The sequence below is a fragment of the Microlunatus antarcticus genome (assembly GCF_014193425.1).
In the GTDB taxonomy this organism is placed as follows: domain Bacteria; phylum Actinomycetota; class Actinomycetes; order Propionibacteriales; family Propionibacteriaceae; genus Microlunatus; species Microlunatus antarcticus.
Genome location: NZ_JACHZG010000001.1, coordinates 704,712 through 727,062, shown reverse-complemented (window position 1 = coordinate 727,062; position 22,351 = coordinate 704,712). Strand labels below are relative to the sequence as shown.

The 22,351-nt window shown below is 71.0% G+C and carries 22 protein-coding genes; 5 read left to right on the top strand and 17 right to left on the bottom strand.

Annotated elements, in window-relative coordinates:
- Positions 1-50: 50 nt before the first annotated feature.
- From FHX39_RS03355 to FHX39_RS03345, 3 genes are all read right to left on the bottom strand, one after another.
- Positions 51-1,214, bottom strand: coding sequence for a cupin domain-containing protein (locus FHX39_RS03355; protein ID WP_183336787.1), 1,164 nt, complete (start codon positions 1,212-1,214; stop codon positions 51-53).
- A gap of 39 nt (positions 1,215-1,253) precedes the next feature.
- Complete coding sequence (locus FHX39_RS03350; RefSeq protein ID WP_183336786.1) at positions 1,254-2,234, bottom strand: nuclear transport factor 2 family protein; 981 nt, start codon at positions 2,232-2,234, stop codon at positions 1,254-1,256.
- A 210-nt stretch (positions 2,235-2,444) separates the two neighbouring features.
- Entirely contained in the window at positions 2,445-3,443 is a 999-nt protein-coding gene (locus FHX39_RS03345) for a LacI family DNA-binding transcriptional regulator (protein WP_183336785.1), read from the bottom strand.
- Between the two features lie 144 nt (positions 3,444-3,587).
- Here FHX39_RS03345 and hisD (FHX39_RS03340) point away from each other — a divergent pair, with 144 nt between their 5' ends.
- The 4 genes from hisD (FHX39_RS03340) to FHX39_RS03325 are packed head-to-tail and all read left to right on the top strand — an operon-like array spanning position 3,588 to position 7,410.
- Positions 3,588-4,934, top strand: a complete 1,347-nt coding sequence (hisD, locus tag FHX39_RS03340) for a histidinol dehydrogenase (RefSeq protein WP_183336784.1) — start codon at positions 3,588-3,590, stop codon at positions 4,932-4,934.
- 52 nt (positions 4,935-4,986) lie between these two features.
- Positions 4,987-5,745, top strand: coding sequence for an SDR family NAD(P)-dependent oxidoreductase (locus tag FHX39_RS03335; protein ID WP_183336783.1), 759 nt, complete (start codon positions 4,987-4,989; stop codon positions 5,743-5,745).
- Entirely contained in the window at positions 5,742-6,482 is a 741-nt protein-coding gene (locus FHX39_RS03330) for an HpcH/HpaI aldolase family protein (RefSeq protein WP_198423243.1), read from the top strand. The genes FHX39_RS03335 and FHX39_RS03330 overlap by 4 nt, the downstream gene beginning before the upstream one ends.
- Before the next feature lie 46 nt (positions 6,483-6,528).
- Positions 6,529-7,410, top strand: a complete 882-nt coding sequence (locus FHX39_RS03325; RefSeq protein WP_332836929.1) for a GolD/DthD family dehydrogenase — start codon at positions 6,529-6,531, stop codon at positions 7,408-7,410.
- Between the two features lie 36 nt (positions 7,411-7,446).
- On the opposite strand, the gene FHX39_RS03320 is transcribed toward FHX39_RS03325, so the two are convergent.
- From FHX39_RS03320 to FHX39_RS03285, 8 genes are all read right to left on the bottom strand, one after another.
- A complete protein-coding gene (locus FHX39_RS03320) occupies positions 7,447-7,626 on the bottom strand; it encodes a hypothetical protein (RefSeq protein WP_183336782.1) in 180 nt (59 codons plus the stop codon).
- A gap of 56 nt (positions 7,627-7,682) precedes the next feature.
- Positions 7,683-8,648, bottom strand: coding sequence for an anti-sigma factor RsbA family regulatory protein (locus tag FHX39_RS03315; RefSeq protein WP_183336781.1), 966 nt, complete (start codon positions 8,646-8,648; stop codon positions 7,683-7,685).
- A 182-nt stretch (positions 8,649-8,830) separates the two neighbouring features.
- Entirely contained in the window at positions 8,831-9,823 is a 993-nt protein-coding gene (locus FHX39_RS03310; protein ID WP_183336780.1) for a BadF/BadG/BcrA/BcrD ATPase family protein, read from the bottom strand.
- A complete protein-coding gene (locus FHX39_RS03305; protein WP_183336779.1) occupies positions 9,820-11,121 on the bottom strand; it encodes a family 4 glycosyl hydrolase in 1,302 nt (433 codons plus the stop codon). Before FHX39_RS03305 ends, FHX39_RS03310 begins: the two co-directional genes overlap by 4 nt.
- 45 nt (positions 11,122-11,166) lie before the next feature.
- A complete protein-coding gene (locus FHX39_RS03300) occupies positions 11,167-11,982 on the bottom strand; it encodes a 6-phosphogluconolactonase (RefSeq protein WP_183336778.1) in 816 nt (271 codons plus the stop codon).
- Positions 11,983-12,022: 40 nt separating this feature from the next.
- A complete protein-coding gene (locus FHX39_RS20910; protein ID WP_183336777.1) occupies positions 12,023-12,832 on the bottom strand; it encodes a carbohydrate ABC transporter permease in 810 nt (269 codons plus the stop codon).
- Entirely contained in the window at positions 12,829-13,803 is a 975-nt protein-coding gene (locus FHX39_RS03290; protein ID WP_332836646.1) for a carbohydrate ABC transporter permease, read from the bottom strand. Before FHX39_RS03290 ends, FHX39_RS20910 begins: the two co-directional genes overlap by 4 nt.
- Positions 13,800-15,158 (bottom strand): ABC transporter substrate-binding protein, encoded by a 1,359-nt coding sequence (locus tag FHX39_RS03285; protein WP_183336776.1) that lies wholly within the window; start codon positions 15,156-15,158, stop codon positions 13,800-13,802. Before FHX39_RS03285 ends, FHX39_RS03290 begins: the two co-directional genes overlap by 4 nt.
- A gap of 130 nt (positions 15,159-15,288) precedes the next feature.
- On the opposite strand from FHX39_RS03285, the gene FHX39_RS03280 reads away from it, so the two are divergent.
- The gene (locus FHX39_RS03280) at positions 15,289-16,008 is read left to right on the top strand and encodes a GntR family transcriptional regulator (protein WP_183336775.1); all 720 of its coding nucleotides are present in this window, start codon (positions 15,289-15,291) and stop codon (positions 16,006-16,008) included.
- 9 nt (positions 16,009-16,017) lie between these two features.
- On the opposite strand, the gene FHX39_RS03275 is transcribed toward FHX39_RS03280, so the two are convergent.
- The 6 genes from FHX39_RS03275 to FHX39_RS03250 form a co-directional block, all read right to left on the bottom strand.
- Complete coding sequence (locus FHX39_RS03275; RefSeq protein ID WP_183336774.1) at positions 16,018-16,689, bottom strand: alpha/beta fold hydrolase; 672 nt, start codon at positions 16,687-16,689, stop codon at positions 16,018-16,020.
- The gene (locus FHX39_RS03270; protein ID WP_183336773.1) at positions 16,686-17,597 is read right to left on the bottom strand and encodes a carbohydrate ABC transporter permease; all 912 of its coding nucleotides are present in this window, start codon (positions 17,595-17,597) and stop codon (positions 16,686-16,688) included. The genes FHX39_RS03275 and FHX39_RS03270 overlap by 4 nt, the downstream gene beginning before the upstream one ends.
- Complete coding sequence (locus FHX39_RS03265) at positions 17,594-18,469, bottom strand: carbohydrate ABC transporter permease (protein ID WP_183336772.1); 876 nt, start codon at positions 18,467-18,469, stop codon at positions 17,594-17,596. The genes FHX39_RS03270 and FHX39_RS03265 overlap by 4 nt, the downstream gene beginning before the upstream one ends.
- 96 nt (positions 18,470-18,565) lie before the next feature.
- The gene (locus FHX39_RS03260) at positions 18,566-19,897 is read right to left on the bottom strand and encodes an ABC transporter substrate-binding protein (protein WP_183336771.1); all 1,332 of its coding nucleotides are present in this window, start codon (positions 19,895-19,897) and stop codon (positions 18,566-18,568) included.
- Between the two features lie 120 nt (positions 19,898-20,017).
- A complete protein-coding gene (hisD, locus tag FHX39_RS03255; protein ID WP_183336770.1) occupies positions 20,018-21,343 on the bottom strand; it encodes a histidinol dehydrogenase in 1,326 nt (441 codons plus the stop codon).
- A gap of 127 nt (positions 21,344-21,470) precedes the next feature.
- Entirely contained in the window at positions 21,471-22,274 is an 804-nt protein-coding gene (locus FHX39_RS03250) for a nitrilase-related carbon-nitrogen hydrolase (protein ID WP_198423242.1), read from the bottom strand.
- Positions 22,275-22,351 lie beyond the last annotated feature (77 nt).

Sequence of the window (22,351 nt, the reverse complement as noted above, 5' to 3'; positions counted from 1 at the left end):
CCTGCGACCTTGTTCAGGTCGTGTTCCCCGCGCGTTCCTGCTTCTCGAGCTCAGTCGTCCTCGGTTGCTGTCACCAGGACGGCGACGGGGGCGACGTAGCCGTTCGGGTCGAGCATCCAGCCGGCGTCGAAGGCGGCCTCGACGACCTCGGGGGCCCACTCGAGGCGTACGCGGCCGTCGCCGGCGGTGACGACGAGCAGCTCGCCCGTGCCCTCCTCGGCCGCGTCCTCCCCGGCCTCCAGCAGCTCGATGCTCCGCCACGACCCCGGCAGCACCGACAGCATGTCCTGCGGGCCGAGGTCGACCGACTCCTGCGCGTCGCCCTCGTTCAGAGTCACGCGCCAGGTGCCCGACTTCACGATCAGCGTCGAGGTGGCCCCGTGGCGATGCCGCAGCATCCCCTCGCCGGGGGTCGCCTTGAGCCACGCCATGTTGAAGCTGTGCGGCTCGTGCAGGCGCGGGACCTGACGGCGGTCCTCGCTCATCCCGTAGCCGATGACCAGCGCGAGCTGGCCGCGACCGCCCGGCACCGCCTGCGACAGCAGACCACGCGAGCTGTACCGGCGGTCCGACGCAGCCGTTACACGGCCGCGCATCTCCTCGACGCTGAACGGCGTCAGCTCGTCGATGTACTCCTGCTTGATCGGCTTGATCAGCGGCACGTCGGACGGCAGCTCGTCACCGGCGACGGTGTCGATCAGCCGGTTGTCGGCCGTGAGGTGCAGGCCGTACGACTCGGCCTCCTTGAGCACCGACGGACCCCAGATGATGCCGCCGGTGACGTCCTGGCCGAGCACGGTCAGCAGCAGGCCCTCGTCGGGACCCTCGTTGGTGAAGCCGCGGAAGATCCACGCAGGCACCGAGATGATGTCGCCGTCGTGGCTGACGTACTCCCCCGCCTTGCCGTCGACACCCCACCGCACGCGGAACGTGCCGCCGAAGTTGATGAACACCTCGGCGGTGAAGTGCAGGTGCAGGTTGTTGTTGACGCCGTTCGGCATCCCCGCGGCGCCGACGTTGTACCCGTGCGGCTCGGAGAGGTTGATGAACTGCTTGGCGTTCTGCGAGACGCCCGGGCCGATGAAGGCGTAGTTGGACTTACGGTCCGAGCCGGGGGTGCGGCAGTCGATGAAGGCGGCGTTCTCGGCGACCCAGTCGGTGCGCCGGATGGTCCGTCGGGTCAGCTCGGTGGAGGGGACGACCACGTCGGTCATGGGTGGTTCCTTTCGGAGGTGGTGCGGCAGAACGAGCGGTCAGTAGATGTTGGTGCCGGCGAACTCGACGTCGCCGCGACGGCCGTGGATCTGGCTGCGGACGGCGATCTCGTCGTAGACCCGCACCTCGCGGACCAGGCGGCCGTCCTGCACGAGGAACTGCGAGACGCCGAGGATCTCGACCGGTGAGCCGGTGAGCGGGCCGAAGTCGGCCGTGCCGTCGTAGGTGCCCTTGTAGACCCAGGTGACCGCGACGCGGAGGCCGGCGTACTTGACCGCGTAGTTCGTCTGCACGTCGCGCACCTCGAAGCGCCCGCCCGGGAACGGCCGGAGCATCTTGAGCAGCGAGCGCCGGTAGCCCTCGGGGCGCGTGATCGTGCGGTAGCCGATGGTGTGCAGCGTCAGGTCGCGCACCCAGTACTGCTCGACCGCGTTGAGGTCGCGCCCGTTCCAGACCCGCTCGATGAACTCGAGCACCATCTGGGCCTCGGAGCGGTAGTCGTCGGGACGTTCGCCCGAGTCACCGACGGCGAGGACGTTCTCCGGCGGCGGGGTCAGCATGCTGCCGGAGTAGCCGATGAACGGCTTCATCCGGGCGACCTCGTCGGGGTCCTGCCCGAGCTGCAGGCAGATCGCGAGGAAGTCGCGGACGACCCACTCCTCGACCATGCGACCGCGGCGGTAGAGGCAGTTGGCGACCGTGCGGCTGATGAAGTCGCTGCTCGGGTCGACGGAGAGCACGAGGTGCGAGCTCAGGAACGCGTCGTCGCCGCGCTCCTCCCACACCACGTCCTCGGCCTGGCCTACACGGTCCGGGGTGGCCGAGATGCGCATCAGGCTCCCCTGCACCACCTCCTCCACGCCGACCGAGGTGCCGTACGAGCCGTGCACGATGGCGTCGGGCTCGTAGTTCTCGTAGATGTGGCCGATCGCGCGGTTGACCCAGATCAGGTCGGTCACCTCGCGGATGAAGTCGTCCGGATCTGCGTACGGCTTGTACGCGATCGCGTCCAACGGCATGAGAAGTCCTCTCGTGGCTTGCGGCTTTCGCAGCAGTGTATGCGTATGCATCGACGAGAGTCGAGGCTTGCGGCGCGTGTTCTGGGTTACGTGCATCCGGGTAGGCGCGAGGTGCGGAAGGACGCCTACTTCTTCGAGGCCCTTCGACAGGCTCAGGGAGCGTTCTTGCGCTCGGGGAGCGTTCGGCGTGCTCGCTCGACGCGCGAGGCGTCAGCGCGAGGGCGGGCCGAGGGTGGAACGTTCGACGAGGTGGCTCGGAAACCACTCGTGGCGGTAGGGCTCGCCGGGGCCGAAGGTGAGGCGGTCGACCATGAGACTCGCGGCGCGGCGGGCCATGGCCTCGAGGTCGAAGGCGACGGTCGTCAGCTGCAGCAGCGGCCAGCTGGCCTCGGGGAGGTTGTCGAAACCCGTGATCGACACGTCCCCCGGGACCTCACGGCCCAGCTCACGTGCGGCGTTGAGGGCCCCGTACGCGACGACGTCGTTCGCGCAGACGATCACGGTCGGCGGGTCGTCCTGCTCCAGCAGGCGGTGGGCACCGGCGTACCCGGTCGCGAAGTCGAAGCCGCCGCGGAAGGCGAGCTCGTCGGGGACGGTGACGCCCGCCGTCGCCAGCGTCGAGCGCAGGATCAGCTCGCGGTTGGACGCCGTGCTCGCGTTGGCGGGCCCGAGCACAGCGCCGACGCGGCGGTGGCCGAGCGCGAGGATGCGCTCGGTCAGCTCGCGCATGCCGCTGCGGGCCTCGACCTCGACCGAGTCGGCCTCGACGGCGCTGGCGCGGCGGTTGAAGTAGACGAACGGCATGCCGCGATCGCGCAAGCGGACGGGGAGCAACGAGTCGGTCGCGGTGGTGGCGAGCAGGACGCCGTCGAGGGAGTTGGACAGCAGCCGGTCGGCGACGCGGCCGGTGTCGGAGGCCTCGGTGTGCAGCACGAGCTGGTAGCCGAGCGACTCCAGCGCGTGGTGCATCGGGGCGATCGTGTGCGTGTAGAACTGGTTGGCCAGGTCGGTGACCAGGAGGCCCACGCGGTGGGTCCGCCCGACCGAGAGCGCGCGGCCGGTGTCGCTGGGGACGTAGCCCAGCGCGGTCGCCGCCTCGCGTACCCGGAGACGGGTGAGCTCGGAGACCTTGGGGCTGTCGCGCAGCGCGCGGGACACCGTCGGCTGGCTGACCCCGGCGAGGCGCGCGACGTCGTGGCTCGTGACCACCTCTGCCCTCTTTCGCCCCGGGTGCCGCTGACGATTCCGCCGCACAGGAACCGAAGCCTAACGGCCGCGCCTTGACCCTGCGGGAGCGATCGGGTTAACTCGCAGCATACGTATGTAGCACCCCCGCTCGCTCTAGGAGATGCGTTGCCCACCTCGTTGAAGTCCGCCCGGACGAAGTCGTTCGCCGACGTAGCCCAGGACGAGGTGCGTGAGCGCGTCCTGGCGATCATCGGCGACATCCGCTCGACCGGGGATGCGGCCGTCCGCACGTACTCGGAGACCTTCGACAGATGGAGCCCCGAGAGCTTTCGGCTGAGCGACGAGCGCGTGCAGGAGATCATCGCCGGGCTCGACCCGCAGGTGATCACCGACATCGTCTTCGTGCAGGCGCAGGTGCGCGGCTTCGCCGAGGTGCAGCTCGCGTCCATGGCCGACGTCGAGGTCGAGACGCTGCCGGGCGTGTTCCTGGGGCACAAGCACGTGCCGGTGCAGTCGGTCGGCGCGTACGTGCCGGGCGGCAAGTACCCGCTGACCGCCTCGGCCCACATGACCATCGTGACCGCGAAGACCGCCGGGGTCCCCCGCGTCGTCGCGTGCACCCCGCCCATCCGCGGCGAGATCCCCGCGGCCACGGTCGCGGCGATGCACCTGGCCGGCGCGGACGAGATCTGGATCCTCGGCGGCGTGCAGGCCGTCGCGGCGATGGCCGTCGGCACCGAGACCATGAGCAAGGTCGACCTCATCGCCGGCCCGGGCAACGCGTACGTCGCCGAGGCCAAGCGCCAGCTCTACGGCGAGGTCGGCATCGACCTTTTCGCTGGACCGACCGAGATCCTGGTCGTGGCCGACGAGCACGCGGACCCGTTCCTCGTCGCCGTCGACCTGCTGTCCCAGGCCGAGCACGGCCCCGAGTCGCCCGCGGTGCTCATCACGACGAGCGAGCGCGTGGGCCGCGAGACGATGGCCCACATCGAGGCGATCCTGCCGGGCATGCCGACCGCCGACTACGCCGGACCGGCGTGGCGCGACTTCGGCCAGGTGACCGTCGTCGACGACCTCGACGAGGCGTACGCGCTGGCCGACAGCTACGCCTTCGAGCACGTGCAGATCCTCACGGCCGACCCGCGCGAGGCGCTCGACAAGATGCGGAACTACGGGGCGCTGTTCCTGGGCGAGAACACCTGCGTCTCCTACGGCGACAAGGTCATCGGCACCAACCACGTGCTGCCGACGCTCGGCGCCGCCCGCTACACCGGCGGCCTCTGGGTCGGGAAGTACCTGCGCACCGTCACTTACCAGGAGGTGCGCAACACCGAGACGAGCGGCGAGCTCGGCCGGGTCTGCGGCCGCGCGGCGCGGGTCGAGCTGTTCGAGGGGCACGCCCGTTCCGGGGACGTCCGGGCCGCGCAGTACCTCGGCGACTCCTACCCCTGGATCGACGAGGCCAAGGCGCGCTACCAGAGCCCGCTCGAGGCTGCTGGGCAGGCGTGACTCGCCTTCACGCCAACCTCTTCGAGGCCCTTCGACAAGCTCAGGGGGCGTAGTGGCTGACCTCAGTGGGCGGACGGCGCTCGTCACCGGCGGTGGGACGGGACTCGGGGCGGCGATCGCTCGGGCGCTGCACGCCGGCGGGGCGACGGTCGTCCTCGCCGGACGTCGAGCTGAGCCGCTCGCGGCGCTGTGCGAGGAGCTGGGCGAACGGGCGTCCTGGCGCGTGTGCGACGTGGCCGACCCGGCCTCGGTTGACGCGCTCGCGGACGCGCTGTCCGACGTCGAGGTGTCGATCCTGATCAACAACGCGGGCATCGGCGGACCGGTCGCCCCCTTGATCGAGATCGCCGTCGACGCGTGGGACGAGGTGTTCGACGTGAACGTGCGCGGGGTGTTCCTGCTGTGCCGGGCGTTCCTGCCGGGCATGGTCGAGCGCGGCAGCGGCGACGTGATCAACCTGGCCTCGGTGACGGGCAAGCGGCCGCTGACGCGACGGACCCCGTACGCGGCGTCGAAGATGGCGGTCATCGGGCTGACGTCGACGCTGGCCTTCGAGGTCGGCGCGTCGGGCGTCCGGGTCAACAGCCTCTCCCCCGGACCGGTGCAGGGTGAGCGCATGGACCGCAACTTCCGGCTCGAGGCCGAGCGCACGGGGACGTCGTACGAGCAGGCGCAGGACGCGTACGTGTCGCGGAGCGCGCTCAACCGGATGATCACCGAGGACGAGGTGGGCGCGGCCGTCGTCGCGATGCTGGGCATGACCGGGATGACCGGGGCCGACGTCGACCTGTCCGCGGGGATGATCGCGTGAGCCTCAAGGCGCGGCTGGCCGCGGGTGAGCGGGCGCTCGGCGTCCTGCTGCGCATGCCCGGCGAGGAGCTCGTCGAGATGGTCGCGGTGGCGGGCTTCGACTTCGTGCTGGTCGACGGCGAGCACGGACCGGCCGACGTCGTCGAGCTGCGCCGCCACATCGCCGCCGCCGAGCTCTACGGCGTGCCGGTGCTGGTCCGGGTGGGTTCGGCCGAGCCGGCGCTCGTCCTGCGCGCCATTGACGCAGGCGCGGTCGGCGTCGTCGCCCCGCACGTCGACACCCCCGAGCAGGCCGTCGCGCTCGTCGACTCCGCGCACTACCCGCCGCTCGGGCACCGCGGCTTCGCGACGTACGGGCGGGCTGGCCGCTTCGGGCTCGTCGACCCGCGCGCGCACCAGGAGCGGATGCGCGTGGAGACGCTGGTGTTCGGCATGATCGAGTCGCCCGCCGGGGTGCGCGAGGCCGAGGCCATCGCCGCGACCGAGGGGCTCGACGGGATCATGGTGGGCGTCGCCGACCTGGCCGCCTCGACCACTGCCGACGACCCGCCGCACCCGGACCAGGTCCGGCACGTGCACCAGGTGCTGGCCGACCAGGACAAGCTGCGCATGGACATCGTGAACAGCCTCGCCGCGGCGGAGAAGTCGTTCGCCGACGGTGCCCAGCTGGTCGTCTACAACCTCACGGCGACCGTGATGGCGCACCTGGCGGAGCTCAGGACCGCGCGGCTGGACTGACCAGTGGTCACTCCGGTGGGGTTGGAAGGGTCACGAGCACCGCGGACTGACCAGTGGTCGAAGACGGAGCGACACCAGCGCGACCGGTAGGTCCGGGCGGTGCTACGTTCCGACCGACCCCATCCCAGCCCGACGAGGAGTCCCCATCACCACCTCCAGCACCGACGCTGAGCCCGAGGTCGACCTGACCTTCCGCCTCGACGGACGGGTCGCGCTCATCACCGGTGCCGTCTCCGGCATCGGGGCGGCGATCGCCGACGTCTTCGCCGACGCGGGGGCGCAGATCGTCGTCGTCGACCTCGACGAGAACGCCACCGAGCTGCGCGCGACGGAGATCGGCCGCGGTGCCCTCGGCATCGGGTGCGACGTCTCCGACCCGACATCGGTCGACGCCGCCGTCCAACGGGCCGTCACGGCCGTCGGGCACGTGGACGTCCTGATCAACAGCGCCGGCATCGCCGCGCTGGCCCCGGCCGAGGAGCTGAGCCTCGACGCCTGGAACCGCACCATGGCGGTCAACCTGAGCGGCACGTTCTTCATGAGCCAGGCCGTCGGGCGGCACATGCTGGCCGCCGGCCGCGGCAAGATCATCAACTTGGCGTCGCAGGCCGCGAGCGTCGGCCTGGTCGAGCACGCGGCGTACTGCGCCTCGAAGGCTGGCGTGGTCGGGCTGACCAAGGTGCTCGCGACGGAGTGGGCCGGCCGCGGCGTCACCGCGAACTGCATCTCCCCCACCGTCGTGCTCACCGACCTCGGCCGCAAGGCCTGGGCCGGGGAGAAGGGCGAGGCGGCGAAGCGGGAGATCCCAGTCGGCCGGTTCGCGCTGCCGCGCGAGGTCGCCGGGGCGGCGTTGTTCCTGGCCAGCGGGGCTTCGGACATGATCAACGGAGCCGACCTCGTGGTCGACGGGGGCTACACGATCCGCTGACAGCGGGGCTTCGACAGGCTCAGGGAGCGCAGCCGGTCAGTCCTCGACCTGCGCCGAGAGCCAGGTGCCGGGGGCGAAGAGGGCCACACGGGAGCCGTCGACCGCGTCGAGGACGACGAGCGCACCCTCCTCGACCTCGAAGTGCGAGCCGATCTCGACGTACACGTCGGTGGTGCCGTCGTGCGCGGGGGTGATCTGCTGGACGTTCACGGCCATCGTGGTGCTCCTTCGTCGGTGGCCACCACGCTAGGCCGAGCCCCACCCCGACGGGATCAGCCCGCGGTCCCCCGTGGCTGGGCCGACAGGTGGAGGCGCACGGTCGTACCGAGGTCGTTGGACCGGACCTCGACGAGGTCGCAGACCTGGTGGGCGAGCCAGACCGGGTCGTGGCGAGGGCCGACCGGGGGCCGCCGACCGATGAGGAGGTCGTCCACGACGCTGCGGTCGGAGACCTCGCAGACCACCTCGTCCGGCGCGTCCCACCAGCGCAGTCGCGCCTCGCCTTCGGCCCGGCGGACGCTCTCGGCGACCAGGCCGCGGACGACGTCGTTCAGGAGGAGGACCTGGTCGGAGTACAGGTCGCCGGCGGTGGCGCGGAGCGTGACCTGCTCCGCCGCGAGGTCCAGGGCCCGGCTGGTCACCCGGAGGTCGAACCCGGGCTCACCCAGATCGGCCAGCTCGGCACCGAAGAGGGCGCGGGCGTGGTCCCGGCCGCGGTAGGTCCCGCTGCCCACGTACGAGGTGGTGGTCGCCAGGACCGGGTGGCTCCGACCCGCGTCGTCCAGCAACGCCGGGTCGACGTGCTCGACGTCGTACGGGCACACGAGCCAGAACGGCAGGTCCGGGTCGACGGCCAGGTTGAGCAGGGCCTCGGTGAGCTGAGCCTCCCGGACCTCCTCCGGACCGCGGCCGGGCCAGTCCGGTTCGCCGATGCCTCGGGCGGGAAGGCCCGGTGCGCAGTACGCGTCGAGGAGCTCCAGCAGGGCTGGGATGACGCGGGCGGGGTTGCGGGCGAGCTGGCTCAGGTCGACGAGCTGGACCTCGGTGGCTCTCGACCCGAGCTCGTCGCCGATCCATCGCGCGTGCTCCGGCGTGACGCCGATCAGGACCGTCTCGCCGGCGTCGAGGCCCTCGAGGACGAACGGCACGAGGTGGGAGACGTACTCCGCTCGACCGCGCCAGAGGAACGCCTCGTGCCGGTAGCTCTGCCGGGGTCGGCTCGGAGCCGGTGTCGTCACAGGTCCTCCCGCGGTGAAGACGATCAGTCGGCGCCGGCCGGGAAACGTGCAGCCCCCCTGCCCCGGTCGGCGCCGACCGACTCACCCCTAGCCAGCATCTCTGCCCGCCCGGAGACCGTCAGCCTACGTGAATGATGGCTGAGCGAACAGTCTGTCCAGGTCGACAGCAGGCGAACGTCCGCTCACGTCAGCAGGAACTCGGCCGGGTGGTCGGCCCGCAGGACCTCGTCGTGGATCTGCTGGTCCAGGGCCGCGCCGCCCTCGGCGAGGGCGTCGAGCAGGGCCCCGGCCACCGGGGTCGCAGCGCTGGCCACGACGTCGACCGGGCCCAGCTCGGCGGCGAACGCCTCGACCAGCGCCTCGCGGTAGGCCGGGTGCTCGGAGGTCAGGATGGAACCCCCGAGGACGCACGGCACCGGCGCTCCGCCACCCAGACCCGTACGCCGGGCCGCCACGGCCGCGAGCTGGGCGAACGCCGCCGCCTGACCGGCGACGATCCCCCACGCGACCGCGTCACCCGCACCGGCGGCGCGCAGCACCGACCGGGCGGCGACCCGCTCGTCCGGCACCGGGCGGACCGGGTGGCGCCGGGTGAAGTTGTGCAGCATCGACGCGACGTCGTCGTAGCCGTAGAGGGTCAGCAGCTCGTCGGTCAGCAGGGTCGGCCGGCCGGAACCGAGCTCGGCGTCCACGACGGCGCGGAACGCCGACTCCCCCAGCGACCGCCCGCCGAGCGGGTGCGAGATCCACCAGCAGAGGCAGAACTCGCTCCCGTCCGTGCCGCGGGCGGCGACGGCCGGGCCGGTGCCGGCGTTGATCGCGACGCCGACCCCGTCCGGGCTGCCGCAGCGCAGCAGCGAGAACCCGTCGTTCTTGATGCTGACGCTCCCCAGCTCCGGCAGCCGGTGGGCCAGGACCGTGGACCAGTGCTCCTCGTCCTCGGGCCAGTCCACGCCGGCCAGCCGGAACGCGGCGTGGTGGACCTCGCCCGGCTCGAGGCCGGCGTCGGCGAGCGCCGTACGGACGGCCCGTTCGACCTCGCCCTCCGCGTCGGGGGCGGAATAGATGTCCCCCGACGCCCCGCGCCCGCGACCGAGCACGACGCCGGTCTCGTCGGCCACGAGGGCGACGGTCTTGGAGTTGCCGGCGTCGAGGCCCAGGTAGTACGAGCTCACCGCAGGAGGCGCTCGGGCAGGTAGGCGGCGTTCGCGTGAGCGAGGTCGTCGTAGAGCTCCTCCGCGACGGCGAGCGTCGGGACGAACGGGTGGGCGACGAGGGCGCGGACGGCGTCGGCCCGGCTGCCGTCCCACGCGGCGACGGCGGCGAGGCGCTGGTACTCGGCCAGCTCCTGCGTGATGCCCCGGACGGCGTGCGGCAGCGGCTTCTGGGGGATCGGGTGGGCGCCGGTCCCGTCGACGTCGCACCACATCTCCACCACGGTGTCCTCGTCGAAGCCGGGCAGCGCGCCGCCGGTGTTGAGCAGGTTGACGGGGAGCCGCGCGGACTTGTCGTTGTAGTAGGCGCTCATCACGTCGATGGCGAGCTCGAGCTCGTGGATGCCGCCCCGCGAACGGGCCGGGTCGAGCTTGGGGTGCTCGCTCGCCGCCTGCTCGCGGTAGTGCGCCCAGTAGTCGTCCACGTGGGACAGGATGACGCCCGCGCGGGTGAGGCGCGAGGCCTGCGCCTCGCGGAAGTGCTCCTGGCCGAAGTAGTAGTACTTGAAGTAGTCGGCCGGGATGGACTGCATGGCCACGGCCAGGTGCAGCATCCGGCGGTCCCAGATGTCGACCGTGTGGTCGTCGCGGACCTTCTCCCAGCCCTGCTCGAGCAGCGGCATGATGTCCTCGCCGTCGTACAGGTGCGTGGTCGACCAGCAGTTGTGGTTGACCCCGGCCATGATCACCTCGGCCCGCTCGGGGTCGAGGCCCGCGGTCTTCAGGATCGACGGCCAGAAGATCATCGGCCCCTCGCACATCGAGTAGATGGGCGTGTCCGTGTGGTCCTCGACCGCCTGGGAGACGATGTTCACCGGGTTGGTGTAGTTGAAGATCCGCGCCCCCGGCGAGACGTCCTCGAGGTCGGCGATCAGGCCCTGGAAGACCTGCACCGAGCGCAACGACATCATGAAGCCGCCCGGGCCCTGCGTCTCCTGGCCGATGACGCCGTGCCGCATGGGGATGAGCTCGTCCTGCTGCCGCATGGCGAAGTCGCCGGGGCGAAAGCTGGTGAGCACGGCGTCGACGCCCTCGAGCCCGTCACGGCGGTTCGTCGTCGCGGTGACGGTGAGGTCCATGCCGGCGTCACGGGCCGTCTTCTCGGCCAGCGTGCGGACGATCTCGAGCTCGTCGGCGCGCTGGTCGATGAGCACGACCTCCGAGCCCTGGAACTCGTCGGCGTGGGCGATGAACGAGGCCATGGTGCCGGCGGCGCGGGAGGAGCCGCCGCCGAGGTAGGCGAGCTTGATCTGGGCCATGGGTGCGAGGTTCCTTTGCTGGTGCGGGCGTCGAGAGCGGGAGGGCTAGCGGGCGGGGACAGGCTCCGCGGCGGCGAACGCCTCGGAGTCCAGGAACAGGTGCGGGTCGACGCAGTCGGCGAAGACGGTCGCCGGCCAGGACGGGTCGTACGTGTCGGCGGCGAGCAGGTGGGCCGCGGCCCGGCCCTTCTCCCGGCCGTGCACGAGCATCGCGACGGACCGCGAGCTGGCGGCGATCGTGTCGATGCCCACGGTCACCCCGTGGCGCGGGACGCGGGACAGGTCGCCGCCGAAGGACGGGAACGTGGCCAGGTTGTCCCGGCGCGTGCTGTCGGGCAGCTCGACCACCCGCGTACGGCTGTCGCGCGCGGCCCCGGCCGGGTTGAAGGCGATGTGACCGTCGCTCGAGCCGGAGGCCAGCAGGAACAGGTCGATGCCGCCGACGTCGCGGATCCGGTCGTCGTACGCCGCCGGGTCGGCCGGGTCCGGGAACCAGAGGTTCTCGGGCCTGACGCCGCGCCCCGCTCCGGCCGCGTCGTCGAGCGGGCGCACGATCTCCTCGCGGCCGAAGCGGATGCAGGAGTGCGGCGCCTGCGGGAGCTCGTGGACGAGGGTGCCGTCGGGCCCGCTGACCAGGTAGTCGTCCATCATCACGACGACGAGGTGGTCGAGGTCGAGCCGCTCCATGTGGACCAGGTCGGCCAGCGCGGCGTACGCGGGGGCGGCGCTGCGCCCGCCCGGGCAGCCGAGCACGTACGGCCGTCCTGCCTCGCGGGCGGCGACCAGCCCGTCGGCGATCATCCGCGCGACGCGGCCGCCGAGCTCGTCGGGGGTGTCGAAGACTTCGGGCTCCACGGTCATGGCTGCTCCTCGGGGGTCGGGGTGGTGAGCGCGTGGCGGGTCATTCCTTGATCGCCCCGCTCAGGACGCCGTGGATGAACTGGCGCTGGAAGAAGGCGTAGAGCACCAGGATCGGCAGGCAGATGATCACCGCGGCAGCGGCCATGGTGTTGAACTCGGTGGTGAAGCGCCCCTGGAACGCACCCAGGGCGAGCGTGACCGGCTGCTTCGTCGGGTCGGAGATCATGATCAGGGCGACGAAGTAGTCGTTCCAGGTCCACATGGCGTTGAGCAGGACCAGGGTGAGGATCGCCGGGCGCGAGACCGGGACGAGGATCCCCCAGAGCACGCGCCAGGTGCCGGCGCCGTCGATCCGGGCCGACTCGACGAGCGAGCCGGGGATCGCCCGGAACGTCGCCCGCATCCAGAAGGCCCCGAAGGGCACCCCCATCCCGACGTGGATGACGATCAGCCCGAGCCAGGAGTTGATCAGGCCGATCTCGCGGAACTGGAAGTACAGCGGGATGATCAGCGCCTCGGTGGAGAGCATCAGCCCGAGCAGGATCACCGGGAAGAGCACCCGCCCGCCGACGACGTCGAGCACGCCGAACGCGTAGCCGGAGCCAAGCGCCAGCAGCACCTGCAGGATGACGGCGCCGACGGTGATCACCGTGCTGGCCAGCAGCGCCTGGCCGAGCGAGCCGCGCGTCCAGGCCGAGGCGAAGTTGGACCACTGCAGGTCGGTCGACGCGCTGCCGTCCATGTTCGGGCTGAGCGCCGCGAGCAGCGTCCAGAGGATCGGCAGCATCACCACGGCCGTGAACAGCAGCAGGACGAAGTAGTTGAGCACCGTCTCCGACTTGCGCGTCACGACTCACGCTCCGTGACGCGCTGGATGAGGATCGCGACCAGGAGGCAGGCGATGGCCAGCACGACGGCGATGGCCGCGGCGGCGCCGACGTCGGGGTTCTGGAACGCCTTGCGGTAGAGCAGCAGCGCCGGCGTGGTGGTCGACGACCCCGGTCCGCCCTGGGTGGCGACGTAGACGAGGTCGAACGTGCGCAGGGCGGCCGTGATGGTCAGGGTCAGCGCGACCGCGAGCTGCGGGCGCAGGCCGGGCAGGGTGACGGCGAAGAACTCCGCGACCGGGCCGGCCCCGTCCATGCGCGCCGCCTCGTACAGCTCCTGCGGGATCGACTGGGCGCCGGAGACGAAGAGGATCATGCAGAAGCCGAAGGTCACCCAGGTCCCGATGACGCCGAGCGCGGGGAGCGCCCAGGTGACGTCGCCGAGCCAGTTCTGCGCCAGGGCGCCGAGCCCGAGCGCCCGCAGCAGCGTGTTGATCGGGCCGTCGGGGGTGTAGAGGAACTTCCAGACCACGGCGGTCACGACGGTGGTGACGACCTGCGGCAGGAACAGCAGCGAGCGGAACAGGGCCGCGCCGCGGAGGTTCCGCCGGGAGATGATCGCCGCGGTCAGCATGCCGAGCGCGATCGGCAGGAACGAGAAGAAGCAGATCAGCACCCCGACGTGGCCGAGCGCGGCCCGCAGGTCCGGGTCGGTGAAGAAGTCGCCGTAGTTGCCCAGCCCGACCCAGGTCGGGGTCGAGACGCCGTCCCAGGAGTAGAGCGAGTAGTTCGCCGACTGGACCAGCGGGACGAGGACGACCCACGTGTACATGGCCAGCGCGGGCGCGAGGTAGAGCAGCCCGGCCCAGCGCATCCGCCGGTTAGGGTTGCGCCGGCGCGCGCTGCCGGTAGGGGCGTCACCCTCGACGAGGGTCCCCGCGCCGCCCCGACCGAGCCGGGGCGGCGTCGTGAGACCCGTGGTGCCCGTGCTCACCCGCGCTTCGCGGCGGCGTCGTCGTAGCTCTTCTGCCCGTCGGTGACCAGGGTCTCCGGCGTCGAGCGGCCGGCGAGGATCAGCTGCACCTGGCCGCCGATGACGTCGAGCATCTCCGGGCTGGACCAGTCGAAGAAGGGCAGGAAGCCGTCGTCCTTGGTCACCGTGGCCGCGCCGGCGACCTCGTCGGCGAACGTCGTGCCGGGTTCGACCTGGGCCGTGGAGGGACGGATCGGCAGGTAGCCGTTCTGCACCGAGAGGTCGTTCATCTCCTGGCTGCCGAGGTAGTTCAGGAAGGCTGCGGCGGCGTCGGGGTTCTTGGTCTTGGCCGAGATCCCGAACACCGCGGACGCGGCGCCGACGCTGGTCTGCGCCCCGCCGTCCGGCTGCGGCAGCTGCACGCGACCGAACTTCGTCGAGTCGGCCCCGGTGCCCACCAGGGCGCCGGAGTAGTCGAAGTGGAAGGCGGCCTTGCCGTCGGTGAAGACCTTCTTGCCGCCGTCGAAGTCCAGGCCGTTGTAGCCGGGGTTGAGGTAGCCGTCCTTCTGCCACTCGGCGAGCTTGGCGGCGGCCGTGCCCAGCCCGGTCTGCTCGAGCGTCGTGCCACCGGAGCCGTAGACGAAGTCGTTGATCGCCTTCGGCGAACCCAGCAGCGACTGCAGCGCGAAGAGCGGGTTGGTCGCGTACGTCTTCTCCTGCGTGCCGAGCGCGATCGGCGTCTCGCCCTTGGCCTTGACCGCCGCCAGCGCCGTCTCGAACTCCGCGTACGTGGTGGGGACGGCCACGCCGGCGTCGGTGAGCAGCTTCTTGTTGTAGTAGAGGCCGACCGTGGTCAGGCGCGCGCCGGGGGTGCCGTAGAGCGAGCCCTCCCCCATCTTCTTGCCGTCCGGGGTGAACTCGAGCTGGCGCAGCATCGTCGGCGACAGCTGGTCGCGCCAGCCGTAGAGCTCGGCGTACTTGTCGAGGTTGAGGATCAGGCCGGCCTTGGAGAGCGTGCCCATCGACTGCCAGCCGTTGTTGATCGTGGCGACGTCGGGGCCGTTCGGGTCGGCGAGCCGCAGGTTGAGCGTCGACATCACCTGGTCGAAGCTCTGCTCGGTCCGCTCGATCTTGACGTTCGGGTACTGCTGCTCGAAGCCCGCGATCGCCTTCTTGATGTACGCGGCGTCGGGCCCCTCCTCGAAGTCGAGGAACCTGAGCGTGACCGGACCCGCGGAGGCGACGTCGGACGAGACCGCCGACGGCTGCACGTTGCCGCCGCCCGAGTTCGCGGCCTGGGGGGCGCACGCGGCGGCGACCAGGGTCAGGGGCAGGGCGAGTGCCGCGACCAGGCGGGCGACTCTTGGAGATGACACGGATGACTCCCTCGTTGGAACCAGCACACGCACGCCCGGCATCAAGACCAGTCGCAGGACAGAACATACCGATTAGACCAATCGAGGGCAAGGGGTAGTTCCGGTCTGTCTCGATCGCTACATTGACCCGATGCGGGCCTCCTTCGCCTCCGAGCAGACGTACCGGCAGCTGACCGACGCGCTGCAGCGCGGCGTGTACGGACCGGGCGCGCGGCTGCCCGCCGAGCGCACGCTCGCCGCCCAGTACGGGGTGTCGCGCGAGACCCTGCGCAACGCGCTCAACCGGCTCGCCGACGAGCACCTCGTCGAGAGCGTCGTGGGCAGCGGCTGGTTCGTCGCGCCCGAGGTGGTGGGCGAGCCGCCGAGCGTGCTGCAGACGTTCACCGAGATGGCCCGCGCGCGCGGGCTCCGGCCGACGGCGCACGTGCTGCGGCGCCGGGTCCGGACGGCCACGCTCCCCGAGGCCGACCAGCTGCGGATCCCGCCGGGCGCCGACGTCCTGGACCTCGTCCGGCTGCGCGGCATGGAACGCACCACGATCTGCCTGGACGAGACCGTGATGCCGCTCGACCTGGCCGCGCCGTTGCAGGACGCCGACCTGGAGGACCGCTCGCTCTACGAGGAGCTCGAGACCCGCTGCGACGTCCGCGTGCACCGTTCCGTCTACTCCGTCCGGGCCGAGGTCGCCGACACCTACCTCGCCGCCCAGCTCGGCGTCACCGCCGGCTGGCCGGTGCTCGTGGGCGAGGAGGTGGGCTACACCGACGCCGGCCGCCCCGTCCTCGTCGGGGCCACCCGCTACCGCGGCGACGCGTACCGCTTCCAGGCCGACCTCTTCCGCCCGGTCTGACGCCGGCTCCTACCGGCCAGGCGCGAGCCAGCGGTTCAGGTGGGCGGAGAGCTCGTCGGGGCGCTCGAGCGGGGACAGGTGGGCGCAGTCCTCGAGGACCACGAGCTCCGCGCCGGGGACCAGGGACGCGATCTCCTCGTGCCGCTCGACGCCGCAGAGCCGGTCGTCGCGGGCGGCGACGACCAGGGTCGGGACGCGGACCTGCGCGAGACCGGGGCGTTCGTCGACGCGGGTGTCCTGCAGGCGGCACTGCGCGGCGTACGTCTCGGCGCCGAGCTCGTCGGCCATGGCCAGCACCGCCTCGTCCAGGTCGGTGCGCCCCGGCGAGCGGAGCACCGGGAGCAGAGACGCCTGCAGTGTCCGGGCACCGTCGGTGCGCAGCACCTCCCGCTGGGCGGCCCAGGCTTCGTGCTGCCCGGGCGTCGGGGCGTACGGGTTGGTCGACATCAGGCAGAGCCGTGTGACCCGTTCCGGAGCGCGCCGCACCAGCGCCATCGCCACGATCGCGCCGAGCGAGAGCCCCGCGAGCGCGAACCGGTCGGGCAGCACCGCGAGCAGCCGGTCGACCTCGCCGTCCAGCGTCGGCTCCTGCAGCACCGGCGTCACCGTCTCCACGTCCAGCGTGAGGGCCGCCCACAGCGAGGCCGTGCAGCCAGAGCCCGGCAGGAGGACGAGGGTCACCCCTTGACGGCCCCTGAGGCGAGACCGGCGACGAGGTACTTCTGCGCGATGAGGGCGATGCCGATCACGGGCAGGGTCAGAAGCACCGTGGCGGCCGAGGCCTGCTGGAGCAGCGGCAGGTTCTGCCCGAGCTGGGTGGCGATGAACACCGGCACGGTCTTCGACGACGTGTCGGTGAGCACAGCCGCTGTCAGGTACTCCTGGAAGGCGAACAGGAAGACGAAGATGCCGGCGGTGAGGATCCCCGGTCCCATGAGCGGGATCATGATGCGACGCAGCACCCCGAACCGGGTGCACCCGTCGACCATCGCCGCCTCGTCCAGCTCCGGGGGGATCTCGGCGAAGAAGTTCCGCAGCAGCCAGATGGTGAACGGCTGGTTGATGACGATGAGGGCGCCGGCCAGGGCGTACGTGGTGTCGTAGATCCCCAGGCTCTGGGAGATGTCGTACATCGGCAGCACGACCGCGAACCGGGGCAGAGCGCGGAAGACCAGTGCCAGCACGAGCAGCACGACCGAGGAGATCCCGGTGTAGCGCGACAGCGCGTACGCGCAGGGCAGACCGACGATCAGGGCGACGATCGTGCTGATCACCGCGACGACCAGGGTGTTGACCAGGTAGAGGTAGAAGTCGGTGGTCTGCCAGAGGTCGACGTAGGGCTGGAAGGTCGGCGCGAAGCGGAACACGGGCGGGTTGGCGAAGGCCACGTCCGTCGGCTTGATGCTGGACAGGGCCGCCCACAGGAACGGGAACACCATCAGCAGGCAGACGATGGTCAGCACGACGGCGGTGACCACGCCCGCCCGCCGGGACCGCCGCGACGCGGGACGGCCACGGCCGGCCTCGGGAGCGAGGTCGACGGGTGCCTGGGACGAGCGGGTGCTGGCGGCGGGGATGTCGAGGGTCACGCCCGGGCCTCCTTCACGATGTTGCGGATGGAGGGGAAGAGCAGGATCAGGATCAGGATGATGGTGAGCACGCTGATCGCGCTGCCCAGACCCAGGTTCCGCGAGGCCTCGCTGAACGCCACTCGGTAGATGTAGACCATCAGCGACTCGTTGCCGTTGGTCAGCGACTGCGGCGCGAGGGGGATGAGCGAGTCGAACACGCGGATGACGTCCATGGTCAGGATCAGGACCACGAAGCCGAGCACGCCGCGGATGCTGGGGATGATCACGTAGAGGTGCCGCTGGAGGGGCGAGGCCCCGTCGATCTCCGCCGCCTCGAGCGTCTCCTCGGAGACGCCCTGGAGCCCGGCCAGGATCATCAGCATGGCGAACGGCAGCATGAACCACACGACGTTGGCCACGATGATCAGACGGTTGGGCCAGGTGGAGGTGAACCACAGCGGGTTGCCGAAGGCGCCGCCGCTGACCGCGTTCAGGAGGTAGTCGACGATCCCGCCGAAGTTGGAGTCGAACAGCCAGGAGAAGGCCACGGCGCCCACCACCTGCGGCGAGACGTAGGAGATGAGCAGGATGCCCAGCACCAGGGGCCGAGCCCGGCCGAGCTTGTTCACCAGGGCGGCCAGGACGTAGCCGAACACGATGCAGAACGCCGACGCGACCACCGTCAGGCCGACGGTGAACAGCACCGCACGGCCGAGCCTCGCGTCGCCGAGCGCCGCCCGGTAGTTCGTCAGCCCGATGAAGGTGCCGGCCTCGCCGTAGTTGACGCTCTCGAAGCTCCACCGCAGGGTCTGGTAGAGCGGCACCAGCATGAACCCGAACATCACCACGACGCTGGGTGCGACCAGCGCCCAGAACTGCCGTCTCTTCATGGCCCTACTCCTCGTCCGCTGCGGTGGCAGGTGGGCCGCTGGGGCCGCCCCGGGGCTGGGGTGGGTCCGAGAGAGCTCGGACCCACCCGCAACCGGCTACTTCTGGGCGGCCATGACCTTCTCGGCCGCGGCCTGCATCTGCTGCTGCGCCGCCGGGACGTCGATCTTGCCCGCCATGTAGTTGGCCAGCACCGGACGGATGGCCTCGCTCACCGCCGGCACGTAGGGCTGGATCTCCTTGGTCGGGCCCTTGGCCAGCGAGTCCTTCGTCGCCGCCGCGTACGGCGAGGCGCTCTGGTCGACGGTCGTGCGGGCGGGGAACGCCGCGGGCACCGAGGCCTGCGAGGCCTCCTGGCTCACCGAAGCACCGATGACCTCGAAGAGCAGGTCCTTGTCGACCTTCGTGTTGAAGGGGATGGACCAGCCGTCGGTGGACACCGTGCTGTAGGCCTTGCCCCCCGCGAACACCGCCGGCGGGGCCGCGAAGCCGAACTTGTCGTAGAGCTTGGTGTTCTTCTGCTGCACGAGGTCGTTCATCCGACCCGAGAACATCACGGCGACGGCGGCCTTGCCGTTGTAGAGCTGCTGCTGGACCTTCGGCTGGTCGAAGGTCGTGACCTGCGGGTCCATGTACGGCAGCAGCGACTTCAGCTGCTCGAGAGCCTTGGCCGTCGGCTCCTCGGTGAAGTTCGGCTTCTTGGTGTCGGGGTTGACGAAGAAGGCGCTGTCCTGCGAGCCGAGCGCGGCGGCGAAGGCGGTGTCCAGGTCGGCGGTGCTCAGCAGCGGCAGCGCGATCGGGTACTTCATCCCCTCCGCGTCCTGGAGCCTCTTGGCGTCGGTGCGCAGCTCCTCGAAGGTGGTCGGCGGCGTCAGACCGTTCTTGTCGAACAGGTCCTTGCGGTAGGCCATGACCAGGAGCTGGGACTGCATCGGCAGCCCGTACAGCTTGCCGTCGTACGTCATCGACTTGAGCGTGTTCGGGTCCAGGTCGCCCAGGGCGTACTTGTCCTTGTTCTTCGCGTACAGGTCGTCGAGCGGCTGGAGCTTGCCCCGCGAGGCCAGGTCCGGGATCGCGTAGGTGTAGGTCTCGACGACGTCGTACGTGCCGGTGTCGCCCGCGAGGGTGGCCGTGGTCTTCTCCAGCTGGCCCGCGAAGTCGATCGGGTCGTGCTTGACCGTGACGTTGTCGTGGGTGCAGCTCGCGACCATCGTGTTGCTGAACGGGTCGACCGCCGAGGAGTTGTACGCCAGCACGTTGATGGTCGTGGGCGTCGACGGGTTGGTGAAGTCGCAGGCGACCTTGGTGGCGGTCGCCGCACCGGTGCGGGAGCCGGCGCCGCAGGCGGTGAGGGCGAGGGAGGCGGCCAGCAGGCCGACCGCCATCAGCCGGACGGGACGTTGAGATCTGGGGAGACGCATGTGACGCATGGGACCTTCTTCTCGGCAGGCGGGAACGACGGACGCAACGGGTCGGGCACAGGGTCGAGCAGGGTGGAACCCTACGTATTCAGTTGTCCCGCTCGCACGGGTCGAGCGGTCAGCCGGTAGCTACGACGAGGAGATGATGTCCAGACGCAGCTGCGCGCTGTCACGGTGGCCGGGCATGCCTTCGAAGTCCGCAATGGTTACCACAGGTCCGGCCTGCGCCTCGGTGGAGGCGCGCGTGGCCTTCTGGTAGGTCAGCTGCTTCAGGTAGCCGGTGACGGACAGCCCGCCGGTGTAGCGGGCCCCGCGGGCGGTCGGCAGGACGTGGTTGGTGCCCGACATGCCCTTGTCCGCGTAAGCGACCGTCGACCACTCGCCGAGGAACAGCGAGCCGTAGTTGGTCATGTTCTCCAGGTAGAAGTCGGTGTCCTCGGCGAGGATCTCGAGGTGCTCGGGGGCGAGGACGTTCATGATCTCGACCGCGGTCTTCGGGGAGTCGGCGACGTAGATGGAGCCCCAGTCGCGCCAGGCGGCACCGGCGATGTCGCGGGTGGCGAGTCCCTCGAGCTGGCGGGCGACCTCGACCTCGACCGCCGCGGCGAGCTCGGCCGACGTCGTCACCAGGCAGGCCGGGGTGGTCGGGCCGTGCTCGGCCTGGGCCAGCAGGTCGGCGGCGACCATCTGGGCCGTGGCGGTCTCGTCGGCGATCACCGCGACCTCGGACGGGCCGGCCAGGACGTCGATGCCGACCTTGCCGTACAGCTGGCGCTTGGCCTCGGCCACGAACGCGTTCCCCGCGCCGACGATCATGTCGGCCGGCACGCCGTCGAGCAGACCGAAGGCCATGGAGGCGAGGGCCTGGACGCCGCCGAGGGCGAAGACGCGGTGGGCGCCGGAGGCCCGCGCGGAGTAGAGGACGGCCGGGTGGACCTGGCCGTGGAGCGACGGCGGGGTGCAGCTGACGACGTTCGGCACGCCGGCCGCGCGGGCCACGCCCACGGTCATGAACGCGCTGGCCAGCAGCGGGAAGCGGCCGGCCGGGAGGTAGGCGCCGACGTTGCCGACCGGCACGTAGCGCTGCCCGCAGATGACGCCGGGGATGACCTCGTCCTCGAAGTCGACCAGGTGCGCGCGCTGCATGTCGGCGAAGCGGCGCGTGCGCTCGGCCCCTGCGTCGAGCGCGTCGCGCAGGTCCTGCGGCAGGCCGTCGACGAGGCCCGGGATCGAGCTCTCCGCGATCTCGAAGTCCTCGCCGCCCGTCCAGCCGTCGAGGCGCTCGGCGTAGCGCCGTACGGCAGCGAGCCCGTCGCGCTCGATCTCGGACAGCATGCTCGACACGGTCTCGATGACCTTCGGGTCCGACTGGGCCGCCACGTCCGGGCGCTCGGGGGCGCGGACGACGGAGAACGAACCAGTGATCCTGAGGGCATCGGCCGGGGTGAGGTGCATACGTATAACTTAGGGATCGCCGATCGCGTTTGGCAACCTCTGCGGACGCGTCGTCGCCGATCGTCACGCAACGGTGACGCGGACGTCCCCTGCTCGGTACCTCTGCTCCCGCAGCGATGCCGCGCGGTCAGTAGAGGTCGGTGCGCCGGTCGGCGAAGACGTGGTTGCGGCCGCTGATCGCCTTGTCGAGCGTGGCGTCGAGGTCGACGTCGGTCACCAGGACCGTCTCGACGCCGAACTCCGGCCCGGCGACGCGGTAGCCCTCGTGGTCGCAGATCACGCTGCCCCCGACCCAGCGGCGGCCCCGTTCCTCGCCCACCCGGTCCGCGACGACCACCACGACGCGGTTGATCGCCGCGCCGGCCATCGCCTTCGACACCTCCGGCGGGCGGACGTCGGGGCTGTCGGAGTCGGGCCAGTTCGCCGGCGAGGCGATGAGCTGGGCGCCCCGCAGGGCCACGCTGCGCAGCACTTCCGGGAAGGCGAGGTCGTAGCAGATGAGCGGGGCGACGGCCCCCACCGAGGTCTCGACGACCGGCGGCAGGACGTCGCCGGGGGTGAAGAGCTCGTTCTCGAAGTCCCACAGGTGGGTCTTGCGGTAGACCGCGAGCACGCGGCCGTGGTCGACGACGACCGCGCTGTTGTAGGGCAGGTCCAGGCCCGAGACCTCGCAGAAGCCGGCCACCAGGACCAGGTCGAACGCGTCGGACAGCTCGGCGAAGAAGCGGACGGAGGTCCCGTCGGCCGGCTCGGCCCGCGAGGTCGACTCGGTGGCGTCGGCGAAGATCGACCCGCACAGGGCCAGCTCGGGCAGGACCACGAGGCGGGCGCCGAGGCGCGCGGCCTCCGCCACGGACTCGAAGACGAGCCGCCTCGTCTTCTCCGCGTCGTCGATGTCGATGGGCACCTGGCACGCCGCCACTCTGGTCACGCGCAGATCGTTGCATCCGGATGCACGACGCGCGAGCCGTTGCGGTGACAGGTGCGTGACGATGTGGCGGCGGACCC

What these genes read in the sequence shown, in the direction of transcription:
- FHX39_RS03355 (WP_183336787.1), bottom strand. Translation starts at nt 1,214, where the DNA reads ATGACCGACGTGGTCGTCCCCTCCACCGAGCTGACCCGACGGACCATC.
- FHX39_RS03350 (WP_183336786.1), bottom strand. Translation starts at nt 2,234, where the DNA reads ATGCCGTTGGACGCGATCGCGTACAAGCCGTACGCAGATCCGGACGAC.
- FHX39_RS03320 (WP_183336782.1), bottom strand. Translation starts at nt 7,626, where the DNA reads ATGGCCGTGAACGTCCAGCAGATCACCCCCGCGCACGACGGCACCACC.
- FHX39_RS03305 (WP_183336779.1), bottom strand. Translation starts at nt 11,121, where the DNA reads ATGGCCCAGATCAAGCTCGCCTACCTCGGCGGCGGCTCCTCCCGCGCC.
- FHX39_RS03300 (WP_183336778.1), bottom strand. Translation starts at nt 11,982, where the DNA reads ATGACCGTGGAGCCCGAAGTCTTCGACACCCCCGACGAGCTCGGCGGC.
- FHX39_RS03280 (WP_183336775.1), top strand. Translation starts at nt 15,289, where the DNA reads ATGCGGGCCTCCTTCGCCTCCGAGCAGACGTACCGGCAGCTGACCGAC.
- FHX39_RS03265 (WP_183336772.1), bottom strand. Translation starts at nt 18,469, where the DNA reads ATGAAGAGACGGCAGTTCTGGGCGCTGGTCGCACCCAGCGTCGTGGTG.
- FHX39_RS03260 (WP_183336771.1), bottom strand. Translation starts at nt 19,897, where the DNA reads ATGCGTCACATGCGTCTCCCCAGATCTCAACGTCCCGTCCGGCTGATG.
- hisD (WP_183336770.1), bottom strand. Translation starts at nt 21,343, where the DNA reads ATGCACCTCACCCCGGCCGATGCCCTCAGGATCACTGGTTCGTTCTCC.